Source organism: Streptomyces clavuligerus (genome assembly GCF_005519465.1).
GTDB classification, from domain to species: Bacteria; Actinomycetota; Actinomycetes; order Streptomycetales; family Streptomycetaceae; genus Streptomyces; species Streptomyces clavuligerus.
Map to the genome: position 1 here is coordinate 2,959,223 of NZ_CP027858.1, position 21,345 is coordinate 2,980,567.

General features: G+C 72.3%; 19 protein-coding genes and 1 tRNA gene. 7 read left to right on the top strand and 13 right to left on the bottom strand.

Going from position 1 to position 21,345, the window contains the following annotated elements; genetic code table 11:
• Positions 1-66 precede the first annotated feature (66 nt).
• Positions 67-139: transfer RNA gene (locus tag CRV15_RS12305), tRNA-Thr, on the bottom strand.
• Positions 140-335: 196 nt separating this feature from the next.
• On the opposite strand from CRV15_RS12305, the gene CRV15_RS12310 reads away from it, so the two are divergent.
• The 3 genes from CRV15_RS12310 (at position 336) to CRV15_RS12320 (ending at position 3,000) form a co-directional block, all read left to right on the top strand.
• Positions 336-1,472 carry an ABC transporter ATP-binding protein gene (locus tag CRV15_RS12310; protein ID WP_003953484.1) on the top strand — a complete coding sequence of 379 codons (1,137 nt, stop codon included), beginning with the start codon at positions 336-338 and terminating at the stop codon, positions 1,470-1,472.
• A gap of 353 nt (positions 1,473-1,825) precedes the next feature.
• Entirely contained in the window at positions 1,826-2,245 is a 420-nt protein-coding gene (locus tag CRV15_RS12315) for a hypothetical protein (RefSeq protein WP_003961283.1), read from the top strand.
• A 38-nt stretch (positions 2,246-2,283) separates the two neighbouring features.
• Positions 2,284-3,000, top strand: a complete 717-nt coding sequence (locus CRV15_RS12320) for a nucleotidyltransferase family protein (protein ID WP_003953486.1) — start codon at positions 2,284-2,286, stop codon at positions 2,998-3,000.
• Positions 3,001-3,083: 83 nt separating this feature from the next.
• Here the strand turns inward: CRV15_RS12320 and CRV15_RS12325 are convergent, their stop codons facing one another.
• The 7 genes from CRV15_RS12325 to CRV15_RS12355 all read right to left on the bottom strand — a co-directional run bounded on the left by CRV15_RS12325 (position 3,084) and on the right by CRV15_RS12355 (position 10,347).
• Complete coding sequence (locus CRV15_RS12325) at positions 3,084-4,679, bottom strand: DoxX family membrane protein (protein ID WP_009997120.1); 1,596 nt, start codon at positions 4,677-4,679, stop codon at positions 3,084-3,086.
• Positions 4,680-4,926: 247 nt separating this feature from the next.
• Entirely contained in the window at positions 4,927-5,877 is a 951-nt protein-coding gene (rlmB, locus tag CRV15_RS12330) for a 23S rRNA (guanosine(2251)-2'-O)-methyltransferase RlmB (RefSeq protein WP_003953488.1), read from the bottom strand.
• A gap of 151 nt (positions 5,878-6,028) precedes the next feature.
• Positions 6,029-7,429, bottom strand: coding sequence for a cysteine--tRNA ligase (gene cysS / locus CRV15_RS12335; RefSeq protein WP_003953489.1), 1,401 nt, complete (start codon positions 7,427-7,429; stop codon positions 6,029-6,031).
• Between the two features lie 194 nt (positions 7,430-7,623).
• On the bottom strand, positions 7,624-8,028 hold the full coding sequence (locus tag CRV15_RS12340) for a PPOX class F420-dependent oxidoreductase (RefSeq protein ID WP_003953490.1): 405 nt from the start codon (positions 8,026-8,028) through the stop codon (positions 7,624-7,626).
• Positions 8,029-8,339: 311 nt separating this feature from the next.
• Entirely contained in the window at positions 8,340-8,861 is a 522-nt protein-coding gene (gene ispF, locus CRV15_RS12345) for a 2-C-methyl-D-erythritol 2,4-cyclodiphosphate synthase (protein WP_003953491.1), read from the bottom strand.
• Complete coding sequence (ispD, locus tag CRV15_RS12350; protein ID WP_009997116.1) at positions 8,848-9,591, bottom strand: 2-C-methyl-D-erythritol 4-phosphate cytidylyltransferase; 744 nt, start codon at positions 9,589-9,591, stop codon at positions 8,848-8,850. Before ispD ends, ispF begins: the two co-directional genes overlap by 14 nt.
• Before the next feature lie 273 nt (positions 9,592-9,864).
• A complete protein-coding gene (locus CRV15_RS12355; RefSeq protein WP_003953493.1) occupies positions 9,865-10,347 on the bottom strand; it encodes a CarD family transcriptional regulator in 483 nt (160 codons plus the stop codon).
• 872 nt (positions 10,348-11,219) lie between these two features.
• Here CRV15_RS12355 and CRV15_RS12365 point away from each other — a divergent pair.
• The gene (locus tag CRV15_RS12365; RefSeq protein WP_009997095.1) at positions 11,220-11,852 is read left to right on the top strand and encodes a hypothetical protein; all 633 of its coding nucleotides are present in this window, start codon (positions 11,220-11,222) and stop codon (positions 11,850-11,852) included.
• Between the two features lie 323 nt (positions 11,853-12,175).
• Here the strand turns inward: CRV15_RS12365 and phoP are convergent, their stop codons facing one another.
• Both phoP and CRV15_RS12375 read right to left on the bottom strand, forming a co-directional pair.
• Positions 12,176-12,847 (bottom strand): two-component system response regulator PhoP, encoded by a 672-nt coding sequence (gene phoP, locus CRV15_RS12370; protein WP_003953496.1) that lies wholly within the window; start codon positions 12,845-12,847, stop codon positions 12,176-12,178.
• 5 nt (positions 12,848-12,852) lie between these two features.
• Positions 12,853-14,337 carry an ATP-binding protein gene (locus tag CRV15_RS12375; RefSeq protein ID WP_003961277.1) on the bottom strand — a complete coding sequence of 495 codons (1,485 nt, stop codon included), beginning with the start codon at positions 14,335-14,337 and terminating at the stop codon, positions 12,853-12,855.
• Positions 14,338-14,535: 198 nt separating this feature from the next.
• Between CRV15_RS12375 and phoU the strand changes: the two genes are divergently transcribed.
• Together phoU and CRV15_RS35915 are read left to right on the top strand one after the other, a co-directional pair.
• Positions 14,536-15,225, top strand: a complete 690-nt coding sequence (gene phoU / locus CRV15_RS12380; RefSeq protein WP_003953498.1) for a phosphate signaling complex protein PhoU — start codon at positions 14,536-14,538, stop codon at positions 15,223-15,225.
• Positions 15,226-15,421: 196 nt separating this feature from the next.
• Positions 15,422-15,562 (top strand): hypothetical protein, encoded by a 141-nt coding sequence (locus CRV15_RS35915; protein ID WP_162925187.1) that lies wholly within the window; start codon positions 15,422-15,424, stop codon positions 15,560-15,562.
• A 223-nt stretch (positions 15,563-15,785) separates the two neighbouring features.
• Here the strand turns inward: CRV15_RS35915 and CRV15_RS12385 are convergent, their stop codons facing one another.
• Positions 15,786-16,544 (bottom strand): phosphoglyceromutase, encoded by a 759-nt coding sequence (locus CRV15_RS12385; protein ID WP_003953499.1) that lies wholly within the window; start codon positions 16,542-16,544, stop codon positions 15,786-15,788.
• Between the two features lie 171 nt (positions 16,545-16,715).
• On the opposite strand from CRV15_RS12385, the gene CRV15_RS12390 reads away from it, so the two are divergent.
• A complete protein-coding gene (locus CRV15_RS12390; protein ID WP_003961275.1) occupies positions 16,716-18,023 on the top strand; it encodes an MDR family MFS transporter in 1,308 nt (435 codons plus the stop codon).
• An 84-nt stretch (positions 18,024-18,107) separates the two neighbouring features.
• Here CRV15_RS12390 and CRV15_RS12395 read toward each other — a convergent pair whose 3' ends face one another.
• Both CRV15_RS12395 and CRV15_RS12400 read right to left on the bottom strand, forming a co-directional pair.
• Positions 18,108-19,127, bottom strand: a complete 1,020-nt coding sequence (locus CRV15_RS12395; protein WP_029182994.1) for a trypsin-like serine peptidase — start codon at positions 19,125-19,127, stop codon at positions 18,108-18,110.
• A 396-nt stretch (positions 19,128-19,523) separates the two neighbouring features.
• Entirely contained in the window at positions 19,524-21,335 is a 1,812-nt protein-coding gene (locus CRV15_RS12400; RefSeq protein WP_003961273.1) for an MFS transporter, read from the bottom strand.
• Positions 21,336-21,345 lie beyond the last annotated feature (10 nt).

Genomic DNA, 21,345 nt, shown 5'->3' on the forward strand with positions numbered 1-21,345 from the left:
CCGTACCCGCACACCCCTGAAACACCAGTGTCCCGGACCGTGTGGGGCCGGGACACTGTTCGTACGAGCCGCCTGTCGGAATCGAACCGACGACCTGCGACTTACAAGATCGCTGCTCTACCGATTGAGCTAAGGCGGCGCACGCGCAGGGGCCGGGCCCGTGCACGGTGGTCACCCACTCTACACAGCGGCGCTCCCGCACATCTCGTTCCCTTCCCGTTACTGACAGACGGAAGAAGGCCAGGTAGCGTCACGAGCAGTTCACCCAGGTGGACTACACCAATCCTTTACTCGGATCGTCCGGCACGTTCCTGCCGGTGAGGGGAAGTACCGCCATGGCAACCGTCACGTTCGACAAGGCGACCCGGATCTACCCGGGCACCGAGAAGCCCGCCGTCGACGAGCTGGAGATCGAGATCGCGGACGGGGAGTTCCTCGTCCTCGTCGGTCCCTCCGGCTGCGGCAAGTCCACCTCCCTGCGCATGCTCGCGGGCCTGGAGGACGTCAACGGCGGCGCCATCCGCATCGGCGACCGCGATGTCACGCACCTGCCGCCCAAGGACCGGGACATCGCCATGGTGTTCCAGAACTACGCGCTCTACCCGCACATGAGCGTCGCCGACAACATGGGCTTCGCGCTCAAGATCGCCGGCGTCAACAAGGCGGAGATCCGCAAGAAGGTCGAGGAGGCGGCGAAGATGCTCGACCTCACCGACTACCTGGACCGCAAGCCGAAGGCGCTCTCCGGCGGTCAGCGCCAGCGCGTGGCGATGGGCCGCGCCATCGTGCGTGAGCCGCAGGTCTTCCTCATGGACGAGCCCCTGTCCAACCTGGACGCCAAGCTGCGTGTCTCCACCCGTACGCAGATCGCCTCGCTCCAGCGCCGTCTCGGCATCACCACGGTGTACGTCACCCACGACCAGACCGAGGCCCTGACCATGGGCGACCGGGTCGCGGTCCTCAAGGGCGGCATCCTCCAGCAGGTCGACTCGCCGCGGAACATGTACGACCGCCCCGCCAACCTCTTCGTCGCGGGCTTCATCGGCTCCCCCGCCATGAACCTGGTCGAGGTGCCGATCACCGACGGCGGTGTGAAGTTCGGCAACAGCGTCGTCCCGGTCTCCCGTGAGGCGCTGAGCGCAGCCGCCGACCGCGGCGACAAGACCGTCACCGTCGGCATCCGGCCCGAGCACTTCGACGTCGTCGAGCACGGCGGCGCCGCCGCGAAGGCGCTCTCCAAGGACTCCGCCGACGCCCCGGCCGGTCTCGCCGTGCTGGTGAACGTCGTCGAGGAGCTGGGCTCCGACGGCTTCGTCTACGGCTCCACCACGGTCAGCGGCGAGGAGAAGGACCTGGTCGTCCGCGTCGGCGGCCGTTCCGTCCCGGAGAAGGGCTCCGAGCTGCACGTCGTGCCGCGCCCCGACGAGCTGCACGTCTTCTCGACCTCCACGGGCGAGCGCCTGACGGGCTGACCCGCCCCGCCGGTCCGCCGGCCCCAGGAACACCGAACGGCTCCGCGCACCCGCGCGGGGCCGTTCCGCGTTCCCGACCACTCCGACCACTCCGGCCACCGGTACTCCGACGACTCCGGGCACCGGGCACCGGGCACCGGGCACCGGGCACCGGGCACCGGGCACCGGGCACCGGAGCAGGCTTCCGGGCCGGGCGCAAGGCACGCCCCACACCCGACATCGCAGTAAATACCCTGCCCTCAGCGGCATTTCCCACTTTTCCGTCAACACTCCATTCGAAAGATTCCCTCGAACGATCCCTCACGTGAGTGACTAAATGTCGCCGCCGCGTTACCGCCCGCTACGCTCGCCGCGTGACTCACTCAGCTCGCCGCATCGGCCGCAGTCTCGCCCTCGTTCTCCCCGTCGTCCTGGTGCTCTCCGGAACCCTCGCGGTCACGAGCGTCCCCTGGGCCGGACCGAGCGGGCCGCAGCTCCTCAGCGCCTCATCGGAGAACGTCTCCACCCGCGCCACGTCGCGCGCGCCCCAGGACGTCCTGCGCGAGAAGCTGCTCACCGAACTCCACGAGAAGAACCCGGGGGTGGCCCTGACCCGGCTCCAGCGCGAGGTGGAGGCCACGCCCTCGCTCGCCCGGCACTGCCGCTCGATCGCCCGCGCGCTGGGCCGCGCCGCCGTCGACCGGCTGGGCCCCACCCGCGCCCAGGCGTACTCCAAGCCGGTCTGCGACACCTCCTTCGCCTCCGGGGTCGCCGAGCAGACCCAGGGGAGCTGACGGGCCCCGCCCGCACCGCTGCGCATATCGTTCACGGCATGCATACGCCTACGTATCCGACGCAGGCCGTGGTCCTGGCGGGCGGCCAGGGCTCGCGGCTGCGCCCGTACACCGACGACCGCCCCAAGCCGATGGTCGAGATCCCGGGGACCGGGACCCCGATCATCGGCCATCAGCTCGCCTGGCTGGCCGCGGAGGGCGTGACCGACGCCGTCGTCTCCTGCGGGCATCTCGCGGAGGTCCTCCAGGAGTGGCTGGCCGGTGCCGATCTGCCGCTGCGGGTGACCACCGTGGTCGAGCCCGAGCCGCTGGGCCGGGGCGGCGGGCTCAAGTACGCCGCCGCCCGGCTGCCCCGCCCCGACCTTCCCTGGTACGCCACCAACGGCGACATCTGGACCCGCTTCTCGCTGCGGGAGATGGCCGCCTTCCACGCCGAGCGGGACGCCACCGCGACGCTCGCCCTGGCCCGGCCCCGGATTCCCTGGGGCGCCGTCGAGACCGACGCCTTCGGCCACATCACCGACTTCATCGAGGCGCCGCCGTCGCCGTTCCTCATCAACGCCGGTGTCTACGTCTTCTCGGCCGCGTTCACCGATCTCCTCCCGGAGCGCGGCGACCACGAGCGCACCACCTTCCCCGGTCTGGCGCGCGAGCGGCGGCTGGCGGGCTTCCCGCTGCCCCAGGGCGCCTACTGGCGGGCCATCGACACCGCCAAGGACCTCACCGAGGCCGCCAAGGAACTCGCCGGACGGTAACCCGCCCGGCACCCCGTCACCCACAGCGCTCAGGGGCCCTTTCCCGGGCCCCTGAGCGCTGTTCCGTGTCCACCCGGTGACGGTCAGCCGAGGAGGCCGCCGATGACCCGGCCCGGGCCCGCGTCGCCGCCGCCCGAGCCCGAGGAGGTCCCGGGGGTGTCCGTCCCGGCGGGGCTGCTGCCCGGCGCGGTGCCGGTGCCCCCGCCGGTCGAGGTACCGGAGGCGGGCGGCGGCGCCTGCTGCCGCACCGGCGCGGGCGGCGGCGCCTGCTCCCGGCCCGCCCCCTGGCTCTCGCTGGGCCGCCCCGCCGCACCGGCACCGCTGTCGGGCACCGCGGCGGTACCCGCCGCCTCGCCCTGCGGGGGCACGGCCTGCTCCGGCACGGCCGCCTCCGAGCTGCTCGCGCTCGGCGACGGCGTCCCCGGCCCCCCGCTCCCCGACCGGGTGGCCGAACGCTCCCCGGAGGGCGTGTCCTGCGGCAGCGCGGTACCCGGCAGATGGTTGGTCGGGTCCTGGTCGGGCCCGGGCACCGTGACCATCTCGGTCGAGCGCACCGCGCCGCCCAGCATCGACCCGATGAGCATCGTGAGCCCGACGACGACGGCGGCGACGACCGCGCCCCGGCGCAGCACCCGGCGCCGCAGCGCCCACAGCTCCGAGCGCGGTCCGAGGGTCCGCCACGCCTCCCCGGCGAGGCGTCCGTCGACGGAGTAGACCGGCGCCCCCGCGATGATCAGCGGCGACCAGGCGGCGAGATAGATGAAGTCGGGCGCGTCGTACACCGGGACCGTGCGCCAGCTCACGGTGAGGATCAGCGCCGCCGACAGCAGCGCGCCGACGACCGCCGCGACCCGCTGCCAGAGGCCGAGCACCGTGAGCACGCCCACGACGACCTGGAGGAACGCGACGGTGAGACCCGCGCCCACCGGGTGCGAGAGGGCGAAGTCCCGCAGCGGCTCGGCGAGCGCCCACGGGTGCAGGGAGCTGAGCCACTTCACCATGGAGCCGCGTTCGCCGCCGTCGAAGTAGACGGGGTCGCAGAGCTTGCCCATGCCCGCGTAGACGGAGATGAGACCGAGGAAGATCCGCAGCGGCAGCAGCACCACACCGAGGTTCATCCGGCGGTCGGGGTAGTAGGGGTGCCGCGCGGAGTCCTGGCCGGGCCGCTGGGAGCGCTCCGCGTCCGCCTCCCCGCCGAAGCCGTCCCCGCCGCCGTACGGGCCGTCCGGGCCGTCGTACGAGCCGTCGTAGGGGGCGTGGTGCCCGCCGGGCGGGTAGGGGTAGGCGTCGTAGGCGCCGAGGGCCTGGCGCATCGGCGGCAGCAGCGGGGTGGGCGCGGTGTCGGGGCCGTCGTAGGAGGAGCCGTCGAAGGACGGGCCGTGGTCGAGGTCGACCCGGGGGATGACCTGGGTCGCTCCCGTGTCGTAGCGGTCGGCGGTCGCGGTGCTGTTCCGCACGGCCTGGAGCAGACCGGTCGCGCCCGCGTCGCCGGGCGCGGATCTGCCGGTCCACACGACGGGCGCGCGGCGGCGTCCGCGCGGTTCCACCGCGCCCGCGACGGCGGGTACGCGCAGCGTGTCCGCGAAGGCGCGTGCGGGGCGCGGGCTCTGTGCGAGCCGCACCCGGAAGCTGGCGTGGTTCACGATGACCTGCGCGGGGTCGCAGTCGACCTTGACCATGCTCAACACAGGCTGATCATCGAACCCGGGCCGGGGCGTTCTGGTGTCCACACTCATCTAACCGAGTGACACCGGGTTTGGACACTGCCGTACCGGGCCGGATCTGTCCGAGACCCGTCAAGGCTGGTGAGCGGCCCGGAAGCGCCCATTCCGTTACGTCAACACATCTCGCGCGGGCCCGTCGGCGCCGCCCCCGGACACACGGACGCCCGGGACGCGACCGTCCCGGGCATCACGGCGTGCTCGCTCAGCGACGGCGGCGGGCCGCCTCGTACAGCACCACTCCGGCGGCGACACCGGCGTTCAGCGACTCGGCGCCGCCCGGCATCGGGATGCGGACGAGGAAGTCACAGGTCTCGCCGACCAGCCGGGACAGGCCCTTGCCCTCGCTGCCGACGACGACGACCACCGGGCCGCCCAGCGCCTCCAGGTCGCCGACCTCGTGCTCACCGTCGGCGGCGAGACCGACGACGGTCAGACCGGCCTTCTGGTACGACTCCAGGGCGCGGGTGAGATTGGTCGCCCGGGCCACCGGGGTGCGGGCCGCCGTACCGGCGGAGGTCTTCCAGGCGCCCGCCGTCATCCCGGCGGCGCGCCGCTCGGGCACGACCACGCCATGGCCGCCGAAGGCGGAGACGGAACGGACCACGGCGCCCAGGTTGCGCGGGTCGGTGACACCGTCGAGGGCGACGATCAGGGGGTCCTCGCCGTGGTCGGCGGCGGACGCGGCCAGGTCCTCGGGGTGCGCGTACTCGTACGGCGGCACCTGGAGCACCAGGCCCTGGTGGTTGAGCCCGCCGGTCATCCGGTCCAGCTCGGGGCGCGGTGCCTCCATGATGTTGATGGTGCCGCGCCCGGTGGCGAGCTGGAGCGCGTCCCGCACCCGCTCGTCGTTCTCGATGAACTGCTGGACGTAGAGCGTGGTCGCGGGCACACCGTCGCGCAGCGCCTCGAAGACGGGGTTGCGGCCGACGACCATCTCGGAGCTGCCCTTGCCGCCGCGGCGGGCGACCGGCCTGCGGGCCGACTGCTTCGCCTTGGCGTTGGCGACGCGGTTCTTGACGTGGCCCTTCCGGGCGGAGGCGGGCGGGGTCGGGCCCTTGCCCTCCAGGCTGCGGCGCCGCTTGCCACCGCTGCCGACCTGCGCGCCCTTCTTGTTGGACGTGCGGCGGTTCCTGCGCTGGCTGTTCCCGGCCATGACTGCTACCTGTTCTCGGATCGTCGTGGACGCGCTGCCGCGTCGCTGGTGACGGTGGTGTCGGTCGCGTCCGCCCGCGCGGGGCGCGCACGGACGCGTGTACGTATGACAGTGTGCCGCCCGGAGCCCCGGGCGGCACATTCGTCCCTGCTCAGCGCGGGCCGAGCGACCAGCGGGTGCCCTCGGGGCCGTCCTCGATGACGAGCCCGGACTGCTGGAGCTGATCGCGGATGGCGTCGGCGGTGGCCCAGTCCTTGCGGCCGCGGGCCGCCTCCCGCTGCTGGAGCACCAGCCGGACGAGGGTGTCGACGGCGCCGTGCAGATCCTCGCCGCTCTCGGCCTCGCCCGCCCAGTGCGGGTCGAACGGGTCCAGCCCGAGGACGCCCAGCATCGCGCGCACCTCGGCGAGGCGGGCGGCGGCCGTCTCCTTGTCGTCGGCGGCGAGGGCGGAATTGCCCTGGCGGACGGTGGTGTGGATGACGGCGAGGGCCTGCGGCACACCGAGGTCGTCGTCCATCGCCTCGGCGAACGCGAGCGGGACCTCGGCGGCGGGCTCCACCGCGCCCCCGGCCTTCTCGCAGACCCGCTGCATGAAGCCGACGATCCGGGCGAACGCGGACTCGGCCTCGCGCAGCGCCTCCTCGCTGTACTCGATCATCGAGCGGTAGTGCGGGGTGCCGAGGTAGTAGCGCAGGACGATGGGCTTCCAGTGCTTGACCATCTCGGAGACCAGCACCGAGTTCCCGAGCGACTTGGACATCTTCTCGCCGCTCATGGTGACCCAGGCGTTGTGCACCCAGTACCGGGCGAACTCGTCGCCGAACGCCTTGGCCTGCGCGATCTCGTTCTCGTGGTGCGGGAAGACCAGGTCGAGCCCGCCGCCGTGGATGTCGAAGGCGCTGCCCAGGTACTTGTGCGCCATCGCGGAGCACTCCAGGTGCCAGCCGGGGCGGCCCCGGCCCCAGGGGGTCTCCCAGCTCGGCTCGCCGGGCTTGACCGCCTTCCACATGGCGAAGTCGCGCGGGTCCCGCTTGCCGGTCTCGCCCTCGCCGGCGGGCTGGCGCAGATCCTCCAGGTCCTGGTTGGAGAGCTGGAGATAGCCGGGGAACGAGCGGACGTCGAAGTAGACGTTGCCCTCGGCCTCGTAGGCGTGGCCGCGCTCGATCAGACCGCGCATCATCTCGACCATCTCGGTGATGTGGCCGGTGGCGCGCGGCTCGTAGGTGGGCGGCAGGCAGCCGAGGGCGTCGTAGCCCGCGTTGAAGGCGCGCTCGTTCTCGTAGCCGATGGACCACCAGGGGCGGCCCTGCTCCGCCGACTTCTTGATGATCTTGTCGTCGATGTCGGTGACGTTGCGGATGAACGTCACCTCGTAGCCGCGGTAGGCGAACCAGCGGCGCATGATGTCGAAGTTGAGCCCGGACCGGATGTGGCCGATGTGCGGGGCGGCCTGCACGGTCGCGCCACAGAGGTAGATCGAGACACAGCCCGGCACGAGCGGGGTGAAGTCACGGATCTGCCGGGCGCTGGTGTCGTACAGGCGAATAGTCACGCCACCAGAGTAGTGGGCGGACGGCGGTGCCCCGCGACCCTTGTGGACCGCGAGGCCGAGTTTGTGCCGTTTCCGTGGGACGCGCCGTCCCCAGGGACGACGTACGGGTGTGGAAGCCGTCCGGCGTACGGATTCCGGAGCCGATGGCGTGCGCCGGAGCCGACCGGTGAACGGGGCCGGCGCCCGGCCGGCCCTCAGACCCGGCCGACGACCTTGCGCGGGGTGATGCGCACCACGACCCGGGGGGCGTCCTCGCCCGCCGCCGGGTTGAAGTCGGCGTAGGACTTGCCCGTGTACTTGCGGGACAGCTCGTCGATCAGCTCCTGGCCGCCCTCGGTGGTGAGGGTGGCGGTGCCCCGGATCTCCGCGTAGGTGTAGGGCGCGTCGAAGGGCTGCACCAGCACGGTGACCCGGGGGTCGCGGCGCAGATTCAGCTCCTTGCGGCGGCCGATGGTGGTGGAGACCAGGACGTCGTCGCCGTCGCGCGTCACCCACACGGGGCTGACCTGCGGGCTGCCGTCGGGCTGGATGGTGGCGATGTTCACGAAGACCGGGGAGTCGAGCAGGGTCCTCAGACCGTCCGAGAGCGCTGCGGTCATGGGCGCCGCCTTTCTGGTGGGGACACACGCGGTGCGCGCGCGGTGTCGCGGGGTCGGGGCGGACGCCCGCCCCGGGAGGGGCGGCGTCACCTCCGACTCTTGGTCCCCGCGCTCCTTCGCGCCACCCCGGAGCCCCGGGCGGGGCCGGATACCGCCGCCGCCGGCGAAGCGGCCCGCGGTCCCGGCGGGTGTCCCGCGCGGGGCCCTTCCCCGTCCCGTGCCCGTCCCGTCCGGTGCCCTGTCCGGTGTCCTGTCCCGTCCGGCCGCCGCGCCGGACGGGCGGCGGCCCGCCCAGGGCCGGGTACCGGCGGTCAGCCGGAGACGCGCACCAGCAGCGCGGTGGCGATGGCCGCCAGGCCCTCGGCCCGGCCCGTGAGCCCCAGCCCGTCGGTGGTGGTGCCGGAGACGGAGACGGGCGCGCCGACGGCCTCGGAGAGCACCTTCTGCGCCTCGTCCCGGCGCTTGCCGATCTTCGGCCGTACCCCGATGACCTGGATCGCCACATTGCCGATCGCGAAGCCCTCGGCCCGGACGATCCGGGCGGCCTCGGCCAGCAGGGTGATCCCGGAGGCCCCGGACCACTCGGGGCGGGAGGTGCCGAAGTGGGCGCCGAGGTCGCCGACGCCCGCGGCGGAGAAGAGGGCGTCACAGGCCGCGTGGGCGGCGACATCCCCGTCCGAGTGCCCGGCGAGGCCGTCCTCGCCGGGCCAGTGCAGCCCGGCGCACCACAGCTCGCGGCCCGCCTCGAAGGCGTGGACGTCCGTGCCGATGCCGATGAGCGGCAGCGGGGGCAGCCCGGCGGCGGGGCCCGGGGTGCGGTCAGAAGCCGTCATTGGCCCTCCTCCGGGCGAGCACTGCCTCGGCCAGCACGAGATCCAGCGGCCGGGTCACCTTGAACGCCTCCTCGTGGCCGGGGACGACCACCACCCGCTCGCCGAGGCGCTCCACCAGACCGGCGCAGTCGGTCGCGCCCTCGCCGTCGTCCGCGACGGTGCCGTGGGCGCGGATCAGCGTCTCCCGGTCGAAGCCCTGCGGGGTCTGCACGGCGCGCAGCCGGGCCCGCTCCGGGGTGGAGAGGACCGGCTCGGGCCCGCCCGGCCGGGGCTCGACCTCCTTGACGGTGTCGGCGAGGGGCAGCGCGGGGACGACGGCGGACGCCCCGTCGCGCACGGCCTCGACGACGGCGTCGACCGTGTCGACGGGGACGAGGGGGCGCGCGGCGTCATGGACGAGGACGATGCCGATGTCCTCGGGGAGGGCGTCGAGGCCGAGGCGCACGGACTGCTGCCGGTTCGCGCCGCCGGGGACGACGGCGACCTCGGTGCGGTCCGGCAGGACGAGATCGCTGAGCAGGCTCTTCACGGCGGCGGTCTCGTCGGGCGGCGCGACGACCACGACGAGGGAGACCGCGTTGGACGCCGCCATCGCCCGGACGGCGTGGACCAGCATGGGGGTGCCGTTGAGCGTACGGAGCGCCTTGGGCGCGCCGGGGCCCAGCCGTAGGCCGCGGCCGGCGGCCGGGATCACGGCCGCAGTGCGGGGCGGAAGTGAGACGTTCGACATCGGTTGCACTCCGGCAGGTTTGTTTCCTTGGCCGACATGGGTATGGCCACAGCGTGCCGGGCGCGACGCCTTGACGGGACCCTTCCGTGACTTTTCGGTCCGCGCCAGCCGCCCGGGCCCGGCACACCACGGTGACCGCAGGTGCTGCGTCCTGGTCAGCCGTGGTGTGACACCCCTAGGGGATACGAACATGCCGCAGCGCCCGGCAACAGTCCCGTGATCAAGGGCGATCATGGTGTGTCAGCGGGCACCGCGGCATTGGTGCGTCGTGCGTCAGGACGCGAGGACCTCGTCGAGCAGTGCCTCGGCCTTGTCTTCGTTGGTGTTCTCGGCGAGGGCGAGCTCGCTCACCAGGATCTGCCGTGCCTTGGCGAGCATCCGCTTCTCACCTGCGGAAAGCCCACGCTCGCGCTCGCGACGCCACAGGTCTCGGACGACTTCGGCGACCTTGATGACATCGCCGGAGGCGAGCTTCTCAAGGTTTGCCTTGTAGCGACGGGACCAGTTCGTCGGCTCCTCGGCGTACGGCGCGCGCAGTACCTCGAAGACCCGGTCGAGCCCGTCCTGACCGACCACATCGCGCACACCGACGAACTCCGCATTGTCCGCCGGCACACGAACCGTCAGGTCGCCCTGCGCGACCTTGAGCACCAAGTAGGTCTTGTCCACGCCTTTGATCTGGCGAGTTTCGATGGCCTCGATCAGCGCGGCCCCGTGATGGGGATAGACCACGGTGTCGCCAACCTTGAACGTCATGTGACAGGTACCCCTTCCGTGGCTATCCAGGGTAACACGGATACGGCTTCTGCTGAATGGCGTTTTCGCAGGTCAGGGCATATCTCGGGGCTTGACAACAGCGATGGGAACGTGCTGCGGACGACTTCCGGAAGGGGGTATTCGCAGGTCGGAGCGGCTGCGCGGGGCGGGGGAAACACGTACGTTACGCCCCCTCCGGACAGCCCGGACAGGACCGAACGTCCCGTTTTGTCGGGTTCCAGCCGGTGAACTTCCCGTACTCCGTTCGGCTGTCGCTCACCCGTCCGGACGACCGCCCGGTCTAATCAGGAATTGATCAACGAACGCATGGCGAACGCAAAAGGAAGGAATGCGCGAGCGCCGCCGGAATTGATCATCTGCGGTTTTGCGAACGGTGGCGAAGGGGGCGCGAAAGACGGGTTCCCGACTTCCGCACGGCGCGCGTTCCCGGAGCGGGCCGGAGCTCTTCCCGGAGTGTGGCGAACACCACGGGCGGAAACCGGACGAGAGCGCCCCGTCCGTCCGGGGGTGGCGCGGGCCGCGTGGCCTTCACCACTCCCGCTCCCGCCCCGCCGCCCGCCCGGTATTTCCCTCCCGGGCACCCCGGCGGCGGGGGCGCGCGGGGCGCGTACCCCCAAGTGGCGGGTCGGGTGAGACCGCCGGGACCCGGCTCTGTAATCTGTCGACGAACTGTGGTGATCTCGGTCGGTATCGCGAACTGACGCGATCGGGGCCGGGATTGCCCGGCTTGTACGAACGTCACCCGTCCGTCCCGCTCTGCCCAAGGAGATGCCGCCGCCGTGAGCCTCCCCCAAACTCCGTCCGGGGGCACCCCTCGCCTTCGACGCGGTGCCGTCGCCGCGTGCGCCGTCGTGCTGTCCACCGCCGCCCTGACCGCGTGCGGCGCGGGCAACAACGCGGAGTCCCTCGGCATCAAGCCGGACAACCCCTCGGTGACCGTCGACACGATCAGCGTCCAGAACGCGAACGTGATCACTCAGCCCGAATCCGGGAAGGCGGGCCCGGCGGCCGTCTCCGCGACGATCTTCAACAAGGGCAACGAGGACCAGACGGTCGACTCGATCGCCCTCCAGGGCGGCGGCTCCGCGAAGCTCTCCCCGGCCCAGGGCGCGGGCCCGGTCGTCGTGCCCGCGCAGGGCAAGATCGTCATCGGTGGCCAGGGCAACCCGAGCGCGGTGATCGAGGACGGCCTCGCCCTCACCAAGAACATCGGCGGCGTGCAGAACGTCGTCTTCGGCCTCAGCAAGACCGGCGCCGTGAAGCTGGACGCGTTCGTCGTGCCGTCGGCGAGCTACTACAAGGACTTCGGCCCCAGCGCCGCGCCGTCGCCCGCCGCGGCTCCGGCCTCGCCCGCGAACCCCGCGGACGAGTCCGGGCAGCCCGCCACGGGTGCCTCCGCCCCCGCCTCCCCGGCGGCCGGTGCCCCGGCGGGCGAGGAGGCCGTGCCCCCGGCCGGCGAGGAGCAGGGCGAGCCCACGGGCTGACCCTCCCTCCCATGACGCCCGAAGGGGTGGGCCCCGCCGGTGCGGCGGGGCCCACCCCTTCGTCGTTCCCGCCGGGCGCCGCGCGCCGGACAGGGCGCTGCCGCGCGGCGGCGGGGCTAGGGAGTGTCGTCAAAATAGCGTCGTCCGTCCGGAGGACGGGCGGTGCGGCGCATGGTGCGTGCAGATGCAAGGCGGAGGAGGGAGTCCATGCGGTGGGGGTCCCTCCCGGGCCGCCAGGCCCAGGGGGCCATCGGCGACTGACGACAACGCAGCAGATGTGCGTGCAAGGCGTCGCGACGCAGACGGGATTTCGACGACACGACTTAGGGCTCGAACTTGTAGCCGAGGCCGCGGACGGTCACCAGATAGCGGGGCGCGCCCGGGTCCGGCTCGATCTTGGCGCGGAGCCGCTTGACGTGGACGTCGAGGGTCTTGGTGTCGCCGACGTAGTCGGCGCCCCAGACCCGGTCGATGAGCTGCATCCGGGTGAGCACCCGGCCCGCGTTGCGGAGCAACATCTCCAGCAGGTCGAACTCCTTCAGCGGGAGGTCGACCTTGGCGCCGGAGACGGTGACGACATGGCGGTCCACGTCCATCCGGACCGGACCGGCCTCCAGGGCGGCCGGAGTGACCTCTTCCGGCTCCCCCCGGCGGCGCAGCACCGCACGGATGCGGGCGACCAGCTCACGCGAGGAGAACGGCTTGGTGACATAGTCGTCGGCGCCTATCTCCAGGCCGACGACCTTGTCGATCTCGCTGTCCTTGGCGGTCACCATGATCACCGGGACATTGGAACGGCCGCGCAGCTGACGGCAGACCTCGGTCCCCGGCAGACCGGGCAGCATCAGGTCGAGCAGTACGAGATCGGCGCCGTTGCGTTCGAACTCGTCGAGCCCCTCGGGGCCCGTGGCCGCCACCGCGACCTCGAAGCCTTCCTTGCGGAGCATGTAGGACAGAGCGTCGCTGAAGGATTCCTCATCCTCGACGACGAGCACTCGGGTCACGGAAGGACCTCCGGGGCAGGTATGTCGGTATCGGTATCGGTGGCAGGGGGCCGGTCACCGCCGGGACGGCGGGACGGGCGGGTTTCGGTCACTGCGGCGGGGAAGTCCTGGTCGTTGCGGCGGTACTGGTCGTTGCGGCCGTGCTGGTCGTCGTGGCGGTCCCGGCCGCCGCGGCCGGGGAGCGCGTCCGGCCCGGGATCGGGGTCTGCGGCGGGGTCCGGGCCGGGGTCGGATACGGAGGTGTCACCGGGTCTTTCCGGGGCGGCCCCGGCGGTGTCCGCGCCGGAGGCCGGTACATGCCCCTCGGCAGTACGATCCCGCGCCGCGCGCGCCTCGGGAAGACGCAGGGTGAAGGTCGAGCCCTGACCCTCGGTGCTCCACACCGAGACCTCGCCGCCGTGCGAGGCGGCGACATGCTTGACGATGGCGAGCCCGAGGCCGGTGCCACCGGTGGCGCGGGAGCGGGCCGGGTCGACACGGTAGAACCGTTCGAAGATCCGCTCGCGGTCCTTCTCGGATATCCCGATGCCCTGATCGGTGACGGCGATCTCGATGAATCCGGTGGAGCCGTTCCCCGGGCCGGGGACCCGGCGGGCGGAGATGCCGACCCGGGTGCGGGCCGGGGAGTAGTTCACCGCGTTCTCCACCAGATTGCCCAGGGCGGCGGCCAGCTTGCCGCGATTGCCCCAGATGTGCAGTCCGGAGGTGCCCCCGCTGGCCATGGTGATCTGCTTGGTGGACGCGGGGTGCCGGGAGCGGTCGATGGCCTCGGCCACCAGCTCGTCCACCCGGACCGGCTCGGCGTCCTCCAGCGGGTCGTCGTTCTGCACCCGGGAGAGGTCGATCAGCTCCTGGACGAGATTGGTCAGCCGGGTCGCCTCGATCTGCATCCGCCCGGCGAACCGGGAGACGGCCTCGGGCTCGTCGGCGGCGTCCATGACCGCCTCGGAGAGCAGCGAGAGCGCTCCCACCGGCGTCTTCAGCTCATGGCTGACATTGGCGACGAAGTCGCGGCGCACGGCCTCGATCCGCCGGGCCTCGGTCAGGTCCTCGACGAGCAGCAGCACCAGCCGGGAGCCCAGGGGCGCGACCCGGGCGGAGACCGCCAGTGCCTCGCCCCGGCCGGTGCCCCGGCGGGGGAGATCCAGCTCGACCTGGCGTATCTCGCCGTCGCGACGGGTGTCACGGGCCATCTTCAGCATCGCGTCGACCGTCAGTTTTCCGCCACGCACCAGCCCGAGGGCGTACGCCGCCGAGCTGGCCTTCACGACGGAGTCGCTCTCGTCCAGCACGACCGCGGAGGAGCGCAGCACGGACAGGACGGTGTCGACCCCGGGCGGCAGCACGGCGTCGGTGTGCAGCGAGGTCCGGCTGGGCCGGCGCTGCTCCCGTTCGCTCCAGCGGAACGCCAGCATGGCGATCACGCCGGTCAGCAGACCGGCGATCGCCGCCACTGCGGCGAGCGCCGCGTTCACGTCCATGCTTCCAGGTTATGCGGGCGCTCGGACGTGCTCACAGCCGATCCGGGGCCACCGCCGGCACTCGTCGCCCAGAGTTCACCGAGGGGATGAGGCCGGTTCATTTGGCCGGGAGCCACCGGACGCGTTCTCAGCCGACCGTGGGAGCGTGGGGGTCCGAGAGCCTTCAGGACGCCTGTACACCTTTCGAAAGGGAAGTCGATGCGGGACGCGTACCACGAGGAACTTGACTCGATCGGCGAAGGTCTGGTCGATATGGCCCGGCTGGTCGGCTCGGCGATCGGACGGGCCACCACGGCCATGCTCGACGCCGATCTGAAGATGGCCGAAAACGTCATTGCCGCAGATCAGAAGATCGACGATCTCCAGCGGGACCTGGAGGCACGGGCCATCGCCCTGCTGGCTCGACAGCAGCCGGTGGCGACGGATCTGCGGATCGTGGTCACCTCGCTGCGGATCAGTGCCGATCTGGAGCGCGCGGGCGATCTGGCCCGGCATGTGGCGAAGCTCGCACGGCTGCGCTTCCCCGACTCCGCCGTCCCGAGAGACCTCCAGGCCACCATCCTGGAGATGGGCCAGCTCGCCCAGCGGCTGATGGCGAAGGCGGGCGAGGTCATCATCACCAAGGACGTCGATCTGGCGCTCCAGCTCGAAACCGACGACGACGAGATGGATCTGCTGCACCGCGCGCTCTTCCAGCATCTGATCGACGACCGCTGGAAGCACGGCATCGAGACGGCCGTGGACGTCACCCTGCTGGGCCGTTACTACGAGCGATTCGCCGATCACGCGGTGTCGGTGGCCAAGCGGGTCGTGTACCTCGTGACGGGCGAGCACGCGAGCGAGCTCCAGACGGAGAGCACGCCGGGCGCGCCGGTCGAGGGCGCGTAGGGAGCGTGGACGGAGGGCGGGCGCGATCCGTCGCCGAAGGGGCGCGCGACCGGAGTGTCCGGGAGGAGGCGCCCATGCCTCCGCGCGCTGTTGATGCGCCCGCAGCTCCGGGCGTCCAATGGCGAGAGGCGGCCCTGTGCCCTGTGGGGTCGCAGAACCGTTCCGTCATGGCTCGTACGCTCCTGAGGAGGGACCCATGGCCGATTCCACGACATCGACACCCCGGTGCGAGGCTCCGCCCGGCCTCGCGCCGCTGTCCAGCTGCTCCTGCGGCCCCGGCTGCGGCTGCGGCTGCCAGTCGGGCGGCTCCTGCCAGTGCGGCGGCGGCTGCGGCTGACCGCCCGTCCGGCGGCCCGCCGGACACCGCTCCCCGTGCGGCAGGGCCCCTGGCCACCCCGGTCGTCCGGTGTTGGCCAGGGGCCCTCGCCATGCCCGTCGGCGGGCGGTCCCGCGCGTCCGCCTCCCGCGCTCCGCGCGTCCTCGCGCCTCGCGCGTCCGGTGCGTCCGGTGCGTCCGGTGCGTCCGGTGCGTCCGGCGGAACGGCGTGACCGCCGCGGGGGCTACTTCTTGCCCTGGTTCTTCACGGCCTCGATCGCCGCGGCAGCGGCCTCCGGGTCCAGGTAGGTGCCGCCCGCCTTGACCGGCTTGAAGTCGGCGTCCAGCTCGTACACCAGCGGGATGCCGGTCGGGATGTTCAGCTTGGCGATGTCCTCGTCGGAGACGCCGTCGAGGTGCTTGACCAGCGCGCGCAGGCTGTTGCCGTGGGCGGCGACCAGGACCGTCCGGCCCGCCAGCAGGTCCGGGACGATGCCGTCGTACCAGTACGGGAGCATCCGCACGACGACGTCCTTCAGGCACTCCGTGCGCGGGCGCAGCTCCGGCGGGATGGCCGCGTAGCGGGCGTCGTCGCTCTGCGAGAACTCCGTGCCGTCCGCGAGCGGCGGCGGCGGGGTGTCGTAGGAGCGGCGCCAGAGCATGAACTGCTCCTCGCCGTACTCGGCGAGCGTCTGGGCCTTGTCCTTGCCCTGGAGGGCGCCGTAGTGGCGCTCGTTCAGCCGCCAGGAGCGGTGGACGGGGACCCAGTGGCGGTCCGCGGCCTCCAGCGCGAGCTGCGCGGTGCGGATCGCGCGCTTCTGGAGCGAGGTGTGCAGTACATCGGGGAGCAGACCGGCGTCCTTCAGCAGCTCACCGCCGCGGACCGCCTCCTTCTCGCCCTTCTCGGTGAGATTGACGTCCACCCAGCCGGTGAACAGGTTCTTCGCGTTCCATTCGCTCTCGCCGTGGCGGAGGAGGATCAGCTTGTACGGTGCGTCGGCCATGCGTCCGAGCCTAACCGAGCACGGCGGACGGGTGTGCGAGCGCGTCGCTTGACGCAGATCATCAATCGACTGGCGCCCCCGCGGGCGGTGCGTGGATCGTACAGACATCCAGCGCCGTGCCCGGTGTCCCGCGCACCGCGCTCCGTCCGCGAACGCCCTGGGGGGAATCCGATGTCCGCTGCCGCTGTGCGCCGAGCGGTGAGGGAGAGCGTCTCGGGGCTGCCCCGGGAGTTCTGGTGGCTGTGGACCAGCACCCTGGTCAACCGTCTCGGCGGATTCGTCGCCACTTTCCTGGTTCTGTATCTCACGGCCGACCAGGGGCACTCCGCCGCGTACGCCGGTCTGGTGGTCTCCCTCTACGGGCTCGGCGGCGTCGTCTCGTCGATCGGCGGCGGGGTGATGGCCGACCGGCTGGGGCGGCGGCCCACGCTGCTGATCGCCCAGACCTCCACCGCGCTGTCGGTGGCCGCGCTCGCCTTCGTCCACCACCCGGCGGCGATCGCCGCCGTGGCCTGTCTGGTGGGCATGGCGACCAACGCCTCCCGGCCCGCCGTCCAGGCGATGATGGCGGACATCGTGCCGCCCGAGGACCGGGTGCGGGCCTTCTCCCTCAACTACTGGGCGATCAACCTGGGCTTCGCGGTCTCGGCGGTCGCGGCCGGGTTCATCGCCGAGCACAGCTATCGCGCGGGCTTCCTCGGCGAGGCGGCGATGACCCTGCTCTGCGCGGTCCTCGTCTGGGTGAAGGTGCCCGAGTCCCGGCCGGAGCGCGACCCGGCGGCCGGGGCGGACGAGCCCGGCGTGGGGCTCGGGACCGTGCTGCGGGACGGCCGGTTCATGGGCGTGGTCGGGCTCTCCTTCCTCATCGCGCTGATCTTCATGCAGGGCCATGTCGGACTGCCGCTGGCGATGGGCGAGGACGGATTCTCGACCTCGGACTTCGGCACCGTGATGGCGCTGAACGGGGTGCTGATCGTCGTCCTCCAGATCCCCGTCACCCGTTTCATCGAGCACCGCGACCCCCGTCGGCTGCTGATCGTCTCCTCACTGCTCGCCGGGTACGGCTTCGGGCTGACCGCCTTCGCCGGGTCCCTCGCCTTCTACGCGCTGACGGTGGCCGTCTGGACGCTGGCGGAGATCGTCAACGCGCCGACGCAGACCGGGCTCGTGGTGCGGCTGTCGCCGGTGCACGGCCGGGGGCGCTACCAGGGCGTGTACGCGCTGAGCTGGTCGGTGGCCACCCTGGTGGCCCCACTGGCCGCCGGGTTCGTGATCGACGGCTTCGGCGCGGCGTGGCTGTGGGGCATGAGCGCGGCGCTGGGGACGGTCGCGGGGCTCGGGTACTGGGCGCTGATGCGGAGGCTGCCCGAGGGGGTGGTGGCCTCGGGCAGCGGCTCCCCGGCCGGTGCCGGTGCCGGTGCCGTCGCACCCGCCGAGGAGTCCGCCGTGGGGGCGCGGACCGGGGCGGAACGGGGCTGACGGGACGGGACTGGCGGAACGGCACCGGTCCGGCGGCCGGTCAGGCCGGGGCGGGCCGGACCGGGTCAGGCCGGGCGGGCCGGGTCAGGTGATGCTGCCCTGGGCGTCGAACATCGCCTTCACCGGGTCGTCGAAGTACGGGCTCTGGTTCCAGCCCCCGGAGCTGATGGTGCTCATGACCCCGTTCTGGGAGCCGAGTCCATTGGCGTCGTTGAGCTCGCGCAGCCAGGGACCGCCGCTCGATCCGCCGCCGAAGTCGCAGTGCATCGCGATCTTCGGACCGGCCCCGTCCTGCTGGGTGGTCCCCTGGCAGGCCCACTGGAGCTCTCCGTTGTCCTTGTTCCCGGGGTAGCCGAGGACGGTCATGTGCTGGGTGCGGCTGAAATTCCAGCTGAGGCCGTGGCCTCCGGTGGCGTCGACGACTCTGGCCCCGTTGAGCGGCCAGGTGGTGACCATGGCGACGTCGCGGGTCAGATCGCCGCTGTTGATCCAGCCGTTGAACGAGCGGTACTCCTTGGCCGCGTAGGTGCCGAAGGGCCGGGCGCCGGAGCGGTACCGGGGGATGTACACCCAGTTCTGCATCCAGTGCCCGGCGACGCCGTTCACGCCGCCCGTGTTCACGCAGTGGCCCGCCGTGGTGACCATCTGCTTCGACGGGCTGTTGATCGCGGCGGCGGAGCACATGTAGTCACCCCCGTTGACCGGGTTCCGGAAATACACCTTCCCGACGGCGGACGATTCGTTGACCCGGGGCGCGGCCCGTTCACCCGCCTTCAGGGGCGGGGCGGCGGGGGTGGTGCCGGGCCTGCCCGTGGGGCCCGCCCCCCGGGGCGGGGCGGCGGGGAGCGCGGCCCGGGGGCCCGGGACATCGGCGGGGACGGCCTTCGCCATCCGCTCGGGGGTCCAGTACTTCTCCAGTCGGTCGATCTCGCTCCGGGAGTCGACCCGCGCACCGTCGGCCAGGGTGGCCCGCGCGGAGAGGGTGGCGGCCCCGTCGGCGGGCCGGCCCGCGTCGGCGGGGATCGCGGAGGCGAGTCCGCTCGATGTGGCGAGCAGCGCGGCGACGGCCATGGAGGAGACGAGTATTCGCCTTGAAGGACGCACAGAGAACACCTTTCCGGCAGTGGGCCGGGGGAATTCCGGCAGGTGCCGAGGACGTTTGAGACAGGACCGCGCCGTTCCTGGCAGGGAAGCCGCTTCGGATGCCTGATCGTCCATGGGATACGTACGGCCGTAAACAGCACCGGTGTTCTTTGGGCGCCCTCTGCGCCAACTTTCAACGGAGTTGAAAAATGCGCAGGTGAATACGGGGTGGCCTGGAGGGAGGCACCATCAGTTCCACCGGGCTGATGCATCGCTATACGAACATGTCCATGCCATGGTCAATATCGAATGGCCGATACACAGCGGATGAGCAGAGGGAAATTTCAGCCAACTTCGATTGATCAGGCCGGTGTTATCGGACCACCACGACCGGCGCTCTCACCGGTACTGCCGGGATCAACCGGGGCCACTGGGGTCACCGGTACTGCCGGGACCCGCCGCCGTCACCCGGGTCCCCGGGTGAGCGAGGGCGCAGAGGAACGCGGCGGCCAGTGCGAGCGCCATCCCGTACAGCACCCACTGGTTCGCCTCGGCGAAGTCCGTCCGGATCGCGGCCCCGGCGTCCCGCAGCACGGCTTCCGGCACCCCGCCCCCGCCGACGCCGCCGCCGCCGCCCGCGGGCTCCCCGGGTGACACCTGCCCGCCCCGGCCCATGACCGTCCGCGCGATGTCCCGGGCCGCGTCCTTCGCCACCGCGCCGGGCACGCCCCGTTCCTCCAGCGTCCCGGTGACCCGGTCGACGGTGATCCGGCTGAGGAGCGTCCCGTACACCGCGAGTCCCACCGCCGCCGCGTAGTTGCGCACCGTCTGGGTGACGCCGGTGACCTCCCCGTACGAGGCGTCGATCGCACGGTTCACCGAGTCCGTCGACGCGGGCGCGAGGAGCAGTCCGATGCCCGCGCCCGCGAGGAGGACGTACGGCCAGTGCGCGCCGAACGAGAGCCGGGTGAGGTGCAGGCCCCAGAGCGCGAAGCCGACGGCGGCGAGCGCGGAGCCGAGCAGCAGCGGCGGGCGGGCGCCGTGCCGGTCCAGCGCCCGGCCCCCGGCCTGGGAGGCGAGCGCGAAGCCGAGGAAGAAGACGAGCAGGTGGAGGGCCGCCCCCTGGGGTGAGGCGCCGAGCGAGACCCGCGCGTACCCGGAGACGAAGAAGAACAGGGGGACGAACGCGAGCATCGCGAAGAAGAGGACCGCCGTGTCGGCGCTGAAGGCGCGGTCCCGGAAGACCCGCAGCCTGATCAGCGGCTGGGCCGGAACCCGTAGCTCATAGCCGCAGAACGCCACGAGCAGCGCGGCCCCGGCGGCGACACACCCCCAGGTGGCGGCGGACTCCCAGCCCCACTCGGACGCCTGCTGGAGGCCGAGCACGCTCAGGCCCATGCCGAGGGCCGCGAGGACCGCGCCGGGCAGGTCGAGGCGTCCCCCGCGGCCCGTGCCGGGGACGCGCGCCAGGAGCGTGAGGATGATCGCGACCACGGCGACCGGCACATTCACCCAGAAGACGGCCCGCCAGGTCCAGGCCGTGAGCACCCCGCCGATCAGCGGTCCGACCGCGGTGAACGCGCCGGAGAGGCCGAAGAAGAGGGCCAGGGCCCGGCCCCGGCGGCGGACCGGGAACACGGCGGTGACGACGGCGAGCGCGGCGGGGAAGAGCAGCGCGGCGCCCACGCCCTGCACCGCCCGGAAGACGACCATCCAGGTCTGGGCGTACGGCCCCGCCGGGGCACAGCCGCAGAGCACCGAGGCGGCGGCGAAGACGCCCGTCCCGATCAGGGTGACCCGGCGGTGGCCGTGGATGTCGGCGAGCCTGCCGCCGAGCGCGAAGCACGCGGCAAGCGTCAGCAGATAGGAGTTGACCACCCAGCGGATACCGGACGAGGAGAGCCCCAGCTCCGCCGCGATGTCCGGGGCGGCGACGGCGACGACCGTCTGATCGACGAAGGTCATCGCCACCGCGAACATCATCGCCGCGAGCGCCAGCGGGCGGCTGGTCGCGGGGCCGGGGCCGCCGCCGCCCGGACCGGGGCCGTCGGGGCCGCCGGGACCGGGGCCGTCGGCCGGGACGCCGCCCGGGAGCGGCCTCACCTCCGGCACCGTGCCGAGTGCGGCGCCCGGTGCCGGGTCCGGGGCCAGGCCGCCCGCCTGCCCCGTACCCGCTGGCGCGGTGTACCCGCCGCTGGGCCCCGGCCCGGGGCCACCCTCACCCGACATATGAGTCATG

What these genes read in the sequence shown, in the direction of transcription:
- CRV15_RS12400 (WP_003961273.1), bottom strand. Translation starts at nt 21,335, where the DNA reads ATGTCGGGTGAGGGTGGCCCCGGGCCGGGGCCCAGCGGCGGGTACACC.
- CRV15_RS12340 (WP_003953490.1), bottom strand. Translation starts at nt 8,028, where the DNA reads ATGACCGCAGCGCTCTCGGACGGTCTGAGGACCCTGCTCGACTCCCCG.
- CRV15_RS35915 (WP_162925187.1), top strand. Translation starts at nt 15,422, where the DNA reads ATGGCCGATTCCACGACATCGACACCCCGGTGCGAGGCTCCGCCCGGC.
- CRV15_RS12385 (WP_003953499.1), bottom strand. Translation starts at nt 16,544, where the DNA reads ATGGCCGACGCACCGTACAAGCTGATCCTCCTCCGCCACGGCGAGAGC.
- phoU (WP_003953498.1), top strand. Translation starts at nt 14,536, where the DNA reads ATGCGGGACGCGTACCACGAGGAACTTGACTCGATCGGCGAAGGTCTG.
- CRV15_RS12325 (WP_009997120.1), bottom strand. Translation starts at nt 4,679, where the DNA reads ATGGTCAAGGTCGACTGCGACCCCGCGCAGGTCATCGTGAACCACGCC.
- rlmB (WP_003953488.1), bottom strand. Translation starts at nt 5,877, where the DNA reads ATGGCCGGGAACAGCCAGCGCAGGAACCGCCGCACGTCCAACAAGAAG.
- CRV15_RS12355 (WP_003953493.1), bottom strand. Translation starts at nt 10,347, where the DNA reads ATGACGTTCAAGGTTGGCGACACCGTGGTCTATCCCCATCACGGGGCC.
- ispF (WP_003953491.1), bottom strand. Translation starts at nt 8,861, where the DNA reads ATGACGGCTTCTGACCGCACCCCGGGCCCCGCCGCCGGGCTGCCCCCG.
- CRV15_RS12390 (WP_003961275.1), top strand. Translation starts at nt 16,716, where the DNA reads ATGTCCGCTGCCGCTGTGCGCCGAGCGGTGAGGGAGAGCGTCTCGGGG.
- CRV15_RS12320 (WP_003953486.1), top strand. Translation starts at nt 2,284, where the DNA reads ATGCATACGCCTACGTATCCGACGCAGGCCGTGGTCCTGGCGGGCGGC.
- CRV15_RS12310 (WP_003953484.1), top strand. Translation starts at nt 336, where the DNA reads ATGGCAACCGTCACGTTCGACAAGGCGACCCGGATCTACCCGGGCACC.
- ispD (WP_009997116.1), bottom strand. Translation starts at nt 9,591, where the DNA reads ATGTCGAACGTCTCACTTCCGCCCCGCACTGCGGCCGTGATCCCGGCC.
- CRV15_RS12375 (WP_003961277.1), bottom strand. Translation starts at nt 14,337, where the DNA reads ATGGACGTGAACGCGGCGCTCGCCGCAGTGGCGGCGATCGCCGGTCTG.